Raw genomic sequence first — 8399 nt, forward strand, 5'->3', positions numbered from 1 at the left:
ACCCGCCACCCGCCGACGAGCCGACGAGCCGACGAGCCGACGAGCCGAAGGAACGGCACAGAGCAGCCTGATTCGTTCATCCCGAACGGGCCCGCGCCCGCCAGCCGAAGACTCTCGAACCCTACCCACCACGCATCGCCCGCTGCCCGACGCGCAATTCCGCCAACGCAGCCCCGCCACCCGAACAGGAGAGCCGCTCGCCCAGCGCGCTACAATATCCCGCTCACCGGCCGCGGGCCGGCCACCGGCACACCCCTACCACCGCCCGGCGCCACCGCGTGCCGCAGGCATTGCTGATCCGATGACCCAGACTCGCTCTTCCCGTTCCCGCGCATCCGGCGCGCCCGCTCTCGCCACGCGACCGTCGACGTTGCACCTCGTTCCCGATTCGCTCGGCTTCGCGCTCGACGCCGCCGCGCAAGCGGTCGATGCGGTCAACCGCGGCGCGGCGCTGCCCGCCGCACTTGCAGCCGTCCAGGCGGCGCTGCCCGCAGGCACGCAACCGGGGCCGCGCGGCGCGATCCAGGACATCGCCTATCGCGCGGTGCGCCGCCGCGGCACGGCCGATTGGCTGATCGCGCAATTCGTCGCCAAAGCGCCGCACGCGCACGTGCATGCGCTGCTCGTCTGCGCGTTCGCGCTTCTCGTCGACGACGACGAGCACGCCGCGTATGCGCCCTTCACCGTCGTCGACCAGGCCGTGACCGCCGTCGGCGCGCGCCGCGAGTGCTCGTTCGCGAAGGGGCTCGTCAACGCGGTGCTGCGTCGTTTCCTGCGCGAACGGGCCGCGTGGCTCGAGCGGCTGCAGTCCGATCGCCGCGCCCGCTGGAACTACGAGACGTGGTGGATCGACGCGGTCGAGCGCGCGTGGCCCGACGCGTGGCAGCGCATGCTCGCCGCGGGCGACGCGCCCGGCCCGCTGACGCTGCGCGTGAACGCGCGCCGCATGACGGCCGACGCATATCTCGACGTGCTGCGTGCCGAGCAGATCGACGCCGAAAAAATCGGCCGCCATGCGATACGGCTTGCGTCGCCGCTGCCGGTCGAGCGCATTCCGGGCTTCGTGGACGGCATCGTGTCGGTGCAGGATGCGGGCGCGCAGCTCGCGGCCGAATGGCTCGGCGCGCGCGACGGCATGCGTGTGCTCGACGCGTGCGCGGCGCCCGGCGGCAAGACGTGTCACATCCTCGAGCTTGCGGACGTCGAAGTCGTCGCGCTCGAAAGCGATCCGGCGCGCGCGCCGCGCATCGGCGAAAACCTCGCGAGACTGTCGCTTGCAGCCGACGTGCGCATCGGCGACGCGGGCGATCCTGCGCAATGGCACGACGGACGCCCGTTCGACCGAATCCTCGCGGACGTGCCGTGCTCGGCGTCGGGCATCGTGCGCCGCCATCCGGACATCCGCTGGCTGCGTCGCGCGGCCGATATTCCCGCGCTCGTCGCCGAGCAGCGCCGCATTCTCGCCGCGCTCTGGCCGATCGTGAAACCGGGCGGCGAACTGCTGTACGCGACCTGCTCGATCTTTCCGGAAGAGGGCGAGCTGCAGGCGCGCTGGTTTGGAGACGCCTATCAAGATGCGGTACGATTGGACGCGCCCGGGCAGTTGTTGCCGCAGGGCGCGTCAGGCGGGGCGCCGGCCATCGGGGGATCGAGCGAGCCCGGCCGGCATGTTGATCACGACGGATTTTTCTACGCGCGCTTTCAGAAACGGTGACGATCAAACGCTTCTTTCCACTCCGGCTCGCGGCCGTGCTTTGGGTCGCGCTGACGCTGTGTCTCGCTGCCGTTCCTTCCGCACATGCCGATCCGGTCGCCGTGCAGCGCGCGTCGCTGCAGTCGGACGGCAACGGCTGGAGCCTCGACGCGCGTTTCGATTTCGAGCTCAACAGCAGTCTGGAGGACGCGGTCAACAAAGGCGTGCCGCTTTATTTCACGACCGATTTCGAACTGAGCCGCGCGCGCTGGTATTGGTTCGACGAGCAGCCGGTGTCGGCGTCGCAGACGATCCGCCTGTCGTTCCAGCCGCTCACGCGCGAATACCGGGTGTCGACGGGCGGCTTGCAGCTCGGCTTTCCGTCGCTGAAGGAGGCGCTCGCGGTGGTCAAGCACGTGACGTCCTGGCACGTGATCGACAAGAGCCAGGTGCGCTCGGGCGAAACGTATACCGCGTCGGTGCGGATGCAGCTCGACACCGCGCTGATGCCGAAGCCCTTCCAGGTCGACGCGGTGAACAACCGCGACTGGAGTCTCGTTTCCGACTGGAAGCGCTTTACTTTCACGGTGGCCGAACGTGCTAAATAAAATGCGCGTCCGCCGCGCGACGAGCGGAAAGAGCCTCCTCATACGCGTGATCGTGTCGACCGTCGCGATCACGGCGCTTCTGCTGCTCGTACTGCTCGCGGCCGCGAGCGCGAACACCGAGTTCTTCGATCGCTACTACTCGTGGCTCTACTCGGCGAACATCATCGTCGCGCTCGTGTTCCTGCTCGTCGTGCTCGGGCTCGTCGGGATGATCGTCGCGCGCCTGCGCAAGGGCAAGTTCGGCACGCGGCTGCTCGCGAAGCTCGCGGTGTTCTTCACGCTAGTCGGCGTCGTGCCGGGCGGGATCATCTATGTCGTGTCGTATCAGTTCGTGTCGCGCAGCATCGAGTCCTGGTTCGACGTGAATGTCGAGACGGCGCTCACCGCGGGCCTCAATCTCGGCCGCGGGATGCTCGACACGTCGCTCGCGGACCTGCAGACGAAGGCGCGCCTGATGTCCGAGCAGCTCGCGAGCGCCGACAGCAACACGAACGGCACGACGCTCACGCTGCTGCGCCTGCGCGACCAGTTCGGCGTGCAGGATGCGACGATCGTGGAGCCGGGCCGCGGCAACGGCGCCTCGCCCGACGTGCACATCGTCGCGCAGGCGTCGGGCAACTTCGCCGCGCTGATTCCGGACGACATGCCGACGCCGCTGATGCTGGGCCAGGCGCGCGAGCACGGCGGCTATGCGGCGATCGAGGGCGAAGTCGACGGCGATCCGCGCGCGCGCGGATCGAAGGGCGCGCTGCGTCTGCGCGTCGTGCAGCGCATTCCCGATGCGACGACGACGCTGCTGCAGCCCGACGAGCGCTTCCTGCAACTCACGCAGCCGGTGTCGCCGACGCTCGCGCGCAACGCCGACGCGGTGCAGCGCGCGTATCGCGAATATCAGGAGAAGTCGCTCGGCCGCAGCGGGCTGCGCAAGATGTACATCGGCACGCTGACGCTCGCCCTCTTTCTCGCGACGTTCATCGCGATGATGATCGCGCTCGCGCTCGGCAACCAGCTCGCGCGGCCGCTGTTCCTGCTCGCGCAGGGCACGAAGGAGGTCGCGGAAGGCGACTACACGCCGAAGCGCGAGATCAAGACGCGCGACGAGCTCGGCTTCCTCACCCAGTCGTTCAACGCAATGACGCGGCAGCTTTCGGAGGCGCGCCTCGCGGTCGAGAAGAACCGCGTCGCGCTCGAGCATTCGAAAACCTATCTCGAGAGCATTCTCGCGAACCTGACGGCGGGCGTGTTCGTGCTCGACCGCCAGTTCCGCCTGACGACCGCGAACCGCGGCGCCGAGCGGATCTTCCGGCAGCCGTTCAATTCGCTGATCGGCACGACGCTCGATCAGATCGGCGTCGTCGCGGAGTTCGGCGCGATGGTGAGAAAGGCGTTCGCCGATCGCGAGGCGGCGGGCCGGGGCGGCGGCGAGGATCGCGGCCACTGGCAGCAGCAGTTCGCGGTCGAGGTGCCGGGCGAGGCCGATCCGCTGACGTTGCTCGTGCGCGGCACGCGGCTCGTGTCGACGGCCGCCGCGCCGGGCCAGCTCGACGATCCGCAGACGTCCGGCTACGTCGTCGTGTTCGACGACATCTCCGACGTGATCTCGGCGCAGCGCTCGGTCGCGTGGGGCGAAGTCGCGCGGCGGCTCGCGCACGAGATCAAGAATCCGCTCACGCCGATCCAGTTGTCGGCCGAGCGTCTGCAGATGAAGCTCTCCGACAAGCTCGCGCCGCCCGACGCCGAAGTGCTGAAGCGCGGCGCGACGACGATCGTCAATCAGGTGGCCGCAATGAAGCGGATGGTCGACGATTTTCGCGAATACGCGCGCACGCCGACCGCGGTGCTCGTCAACTTGCAACTGAACGATCTGGTGAGCGAAGTATCGACGCTCTACGGCGTCGGCGAAGGCAAGAGCACGATCGTCGTCGAGCAGGCGCCGCTTCCGGTAATCCGCGGCGATGCGACGCAACTGCGTCAGGTGATCCACAATTTGCTGCAGAACGCGCAGGATTCGGTCGCCGACGTCGAGCATCCCCGTGTGTTGCTCGAAACCAAGACAGTAGAATATGGCGATCCCGACGCAGACGGCAAAACGCGCGTCGCGGTTCGGCTGACCGTCTCGGACAACGGTCCGGGTTTTCCGGCGCGCATCCTGACGCGCGCGTTCGAGCCCTACGTGACAACGAAGGCGAAGGGCACGGGGCTCGGCCTCGCGACGGTGAAGAAGATCGTCGACGAGCATGGCGCGCGGATCGATCTGCGCAATCGCATGCACGGCGACGTCGTGGAAGGCGCGCAGGTCTCGATCCTGTTCCTGCAACTCGCGGACGACGCGGCGGGCGCCGGGGGCGGAGCGAACGGCGGCACGGCACCGGCCAAGACAAGAGCAACTGTGCAGACAAAGGCAGCGTAAATGGCAACCATCCTGGTGGTAGATGATGAAATGGGCATCCGGGAATTGCTCTCGGAGATCCTCAGTGACGAAGGGCACGTCGTCGACGTCGCGGAGAACGCGCAAGCCGCGCGCGACTACCGGCTGCAACATGCGCCCGATCTCGTGCTGCTCGACATCTGGATGCCCGACACCGACGGCGTCACGTTGCTGAAGGAGTGGGCAAGCCAAGGACAACTGACGATGCCCGTCATCATGATGTCGGGGCACGCGACGATCGACACGGCCGTCGAGGCGACGAAGATCGGCGCGCTCGATTTCCTCGAGAAGCCGATCACGCTTCAGAAGCTGCTGAAGTCGGTCGAGCACGGCCTCGCGCGCGGCGCGGCGCCGCTGCCGGCGAACCCGGCGGCGAAGCAGGCGGCGGGACCGTCTTCGGTCGCGTCGGCGGCCGCGTTGCCGACGTTCAACGACGATGCGGACGCGGCGCTCGCGGGCCACACGACGGCCGCGATTCCGTTCGACATTCCGCTGCGCGAGGCGCGCGACGCGTTCGAGCGCGCGTACTTCGAGTATCACCTTGCTCGCGAGAACGGCAGCATGACGCGCGTCGCGGAGAAGACGGGCCTCGAGCGCACGCATTTGTATCGGAAGCTGAAGCAACTCGGCGTCGAGCTCGGCAAGAAGCCCGCCGAAGGAGCGGCATAACTTTTTTGCACAAGGGGCTTGATCGCTGTCTGACGCATTGCTATAATCTTTTTTCTTCGTGGCCCGGTAGCTCAGTTGGTAGAGCAGCGGATTGAAAATCCGCGTGTCGGTGGTTCGATTCCGCCCCAGGCCACCAGCAGTATTCCACCCCAAGAATCGCCAGATTCTTGGGGTTTTTCGTTTATGGAGCAGCATTTCCAGTCCTCGGCCGGTTTTGGGACGGCGTGATAAAATCTCCGTCGACTCAAAGACTTAGAGGACTTGAGGATGTGCCCTGGTGGGCGCCGCAAGTCCTTTTTTCGTTTCGGGGCTCGACGAGGACGGCACGAGCCCGTGCGCCGCGGCAGCGCGCCGCGATGAGCGACATAAGCGCTGCGCCGTTTCCGGCCCGGCGCTGCTGCCTATACTGGGTGGACCGGCGCTGGGTGGACCGGCGCCGCCGGCGCGTGCCGGATCGCCGGCGCGCTCGCTCATCATTCACGGAGTATCAGGTGATTCGGACAGACGCTAAGGACAGCGCGCTTGTGTTGTTTTCCGGCGGCCAGGATTCGGCCACGTGTGTTGCCTGGGCGCTCGAGCGCTATCAGACCGTCGAGACGCTCGGCTTCGACTACGGCCAGCGCCATCGCGTCGAGCTCGAATGCCGCGAGGGCGTGCGCGATGCGCTGAAGCGGCGTTTTCCGCAGTGGGAGAACAAGCTCGGCGACGACCACACGATCGATCTGTCGGTGCTCGGCTCGATCAGCGACACCGCGATGACGCGGGCGATCGAGATCGAGACCGCGTCGAACGGCTTGCCGAACACGTTCGTGCCGGGCCGTAACCTGCTGTTCATGACGATCGGCGCGGCGATCGCGTATCGGCGCGGGTTGCGCGTGCTCGTCGGCGGCATGTGCGAGACGGATTTCTCCGGCTATCCGGATTGCCGCGACGATACGATGAAGGCGCTGCAGGTCACGCTCAATCTCGGCATGGATACGCGCTTCGTGCTGGAAACGCCGTTGATGTGGCTCGACAAGGCCGACACGTGGCGGCTCGCGGAGCAACTCGGCGGCAAGCCGCTCGTCGAGCTGATTCGCGTCGAGACGCACACGTGCTACGTCGGCGAGCGCTCGGAACTGCACGATTGGGGCTTCGGCTGCGGCGAATGCCCGGCGTGCAAGCTGCGCAAGCGCGGCTACGAAGCGTATTTGCGCGGCGAGCGCGTGACGGAGGCGCCGGTCTGACGCGGCGCGGTGCTCGCGCGACGGCGCGGGCGGCGACAGGATTCATCGAGTAACGGAAGGCGAACGGCGCGAGCCGAAACGAAGCAGCATGACGTACACGGTCAAGGAAATCTTCTATACGTTGCAGGGCGAGGGCGCGAACGCCGGGCGTCCGGCCGTGTTCTGCCGGTTCGCCGGCTGCAACCTGTGGTCGGGGCGCGAAGCGGATCGCGACGGAGCGGTGTGCCGCTTCTGCGACACCGACTTCGTCGGCACCGACGGCGAGAACGGCGGCAAGTTCAAGGACGCCGAGTCGCTCGCAGCGAAGATCGCGTCGCTGTGGCCGGCAGGCGAAGCGTATCGCTTCGTCGTCTGCACGGGCGGCGAGCCGATGCTGCAGCTCGATCAGCCGCTCGTCGACGCGCTGCATGCGGCGGGCTTTACGATCGCGATCGAGACGAACGGGTCGCTGCCCGTGCTCGAGTCGATCGATTGGGTCTGCGTGAGCCCGAAGGCCGATGCGCCGCTCGTCGTCACGAAGGGCAACGAACTGAAGGTGGTGGTGCCGCAGGACAACCAGCGCCTTGCCGATTATGCGAAGCTCGACTTCGAGCATTTCCTCGTGCAGCCGATGGACGGCCCGTCGCGCGACTTCAACACCAAGCTCGCGATCGACTGGTGCAAGCGCCATCCGCAGTGGCGACTGTCGATGCAGACGCACAAGTACCTGAACATTCCTTGAGCCTTACGCTTCATTCATCGTGCTGATTACCCGAAAACTCGAATTCGACGCGGGCCACCGCATCCCCGATCACCGCAGCCAGTGCCGGAATCTGCATGGGCATCGCTATGTGCTCGAAATCACGCTGCGCGGCGATCTCGTCGATACCGAGGGCGCACCCGACCGCGGGATGGTGATGGATTTCGCCGACGTGAAGGTGCTCGCGATGGAGCACCTCGTCAGCAAGTGGGATCACGCGTTCCTCGTCTATGCGCGCGACGACGTCGTGCGCTCGTTCCTCGAGAAGATGGCCGACCACAAGACGGTCGTCCTCGACCGGATTCCGACCGTCGAGAATCTCGCGGCGATCGCGTTCGACATCCTCGCGAACGTCTACGACGCGCATTACGGCGTCAATCTGCGCCTCGAGCGTGTGCGTCTCTACGAGACGCCGAACTGCTGGGCCGACGTCGAGCGCGACTCGCGCGTCTGACGCGCGGCGGTACGCGGCACCGGCGGCCGGCGTGCGCTGCGGTATGCGCTTCGGCGTGCGCGAGGCGGTCGCGCATCGGCGCTTTTTCTTCGCGCTCCTTCGTTCGATGCACTCGGCCGGTTTGCTCGGGGCGCTCGGTTTCCTGTGGATGCGCAGTGGTGGTTCGATTCAGGCGAATTTGTTGAACCCGGCGGATCAGCGGATCGTCGCATTTGCCGATTTGCCGATTTGCCGATTTGCCGATTTGCCGATTTGCCGATTTGCCGAGCGCCGAGCGCCGAGCGCCGAGCCGCTGACTCGTTGATCATTGTGCTGCTGTCGTCCTGGGCAATTGTCTGATCGGCCAGCGAATCGTTCGAGCTGTCGATGCGCTGGTTCGATAATTCGCCGACCCGCCGACCCGCCGACCCGCCGACCCGCCGACCCGCCGACCCACTGACCCACTGACCCACTGACCCACTGACCCACTGACCCACTGACCCACTGACCCACTGACCCACTGACCCACTGACCCACTGACCCACTGACCCACTTACCCACTGACCCACTGACCGACTGACCCACTGACCGACTGCCCAACTA

At 66.6% G+C, this 8399-nt stretch carries 8 protein-coding genes and 1 tRNA gene; all 9 read left to right on the forward strand.

All coding sequences use genetic code 11. The features are described from left to right. Window positions 1-301: 301 nt before the first annotated feature. A complete protein-coding gene (gene rsmB / locus WS62_RS26545; RefSeq protein WP_066577255.1) occupies window positions 302-1714 on the forward strand; it encodes a 16S rRNA (cytosine(967)-C(5))-methyltransferase RsmB in 1413 nt (470 codons plus the stop codon). After that, window positions 1711-2301 (forward strand): DUF4390 domain-containing protein, encoded by a 591-nt coding sequence (locus WS62_RS26550; protein ID WP_066577257.1) that lies wholly within the window; start codon window positions 1711-1713, stop codon window positions 2299-2301. Before rsmB ends, WS62_RS26550 begins: the two co-directional genes overlap by 4 nt. 1 nt (window position 2302) lies before the next feature. After that, window positions 2303-4711 carry a sensor histidine kinase EsaS gene (gene esaS, locus WS62_RS26555; protein WP_066577259.1) on the forward strand — a complete coding sequence of 803 codons (2409 nt, stop codon included), beginning with the start codon at window positions 2303-2305 and terminating at the stop codon, window positions 4709-4711. After that, window positions 4712-5398: a response regulator transcription factor EsaR gene (gene esaR, locus WS62_RS26560; protein ID WP_066488451.1), complete on the forward strand. Its 687-nt coding sequence runs from the start codon at window positions 4712-4714 to the stop codon at window positions 5396-5398. It begins immediately after the preceding gene. Window positions 5399-5458: 60 nt separating this feature from the next. Continuing rightward, window positions 5459-5534 (forward strand) — tRNA-Phe (locus WS62_RS26565). Between the two features lie 355 nt (window positions 5535-5889). Then, the gene (gene queC, locus WS62_RS26570; protein ID WP_066488450.1) at window positions 5890-6624 is read left to right on the forward strand and encodes a 7-cyano-7-deazaguanine synthase QueC; all 735 of its coding nucleotides are present in this window, start codon (window positions 5890-5892) and stop codon (window positions 6622-6624) included. Between the two features lie 88 nt (window positions 6625-6712). After that, a complete protein-coding gene (gene queE / locus WS62_RS26575; protein WP_066488447.1) occupies window positions 6713-7345 on the forward strand; it encodes a 7-carboxy-7-deazaguanine synthase in 633 nt (210 codons plus the stop codon). 19 nt (window positions 7346-7364) lie between these two features. After that, window positions 7365-7817 (forward strand): 6-carboxytetrahydropterin synthase QueD, encoded by a 453-nt coding sequence (gene queD, locus WS62_RS26580; RefSeq protein ID WP_066488445.1) that lies wholly within the window; start codon window positions 7365-7367, stop codon window positions 7815-7817. A gap of 43 nt (window positions 7818-7860) precedes the next feature. Next, the gene (locus WS62_RS36990) at window positions 7861-8121 is read left to right on the forward strand and encodes a hypothetical protein (RefSeq protein ID WP_066577262.1); all 261 of its coding nucleotides are present in this window, start codon (window positions 7861-7863) and stop codon (window positions 8119-8121) included. Window positions 8122-8399: the final 278 nt, after the last annotated feature.

Source organism: Burkholderia sp. ABCPW 14, assembly GCF_001523835.1.
Taxonomy (GTDB): domain Bacteria; phylum Pseudomonadota; class Gammaproteobacteria; order Burkholderiales; family Burkholderiaceae; genus Burkholderia; species Burkholderia mayonis.

Bases quoted from the DNA above. Each gene is read 5' to 3' on its own strand.
- rsmB (WP_066577255.1), top strand. From the start codon at position 302: ATGACCCAGACTCGCTCTTCCCGTTCCCGCGCATCCGGCGCGCCCGCT.
- WS62_RS36990 (WP_066577262.1), top strand. From the start codon at position 7,861: ATGCGCTTCGGCGTGCGCGAGGCGGTCGCGCATCGGCGCTTTTTCTTC.
- esaR (WP_066488451.1), top strand. From the start codon at position 4,712: ATGGCAACCATCCTGGTGGTAGATGATGAAATGGGCATCCGGGAATTG.
- esaS (WP_066577259.1), top strand. From the start codon at position 2,303: ATGCGCGTCCGCCGCGCGACGAGCGGAAAGAGCCTCCTCATACGCGTG.
- queE (WP_066488447.1), top strand. From the start codon at position 6,713: ATGACGTACACGGTCAAGGAAATCTTCTATACGTTGCAGGGCGAGGGC.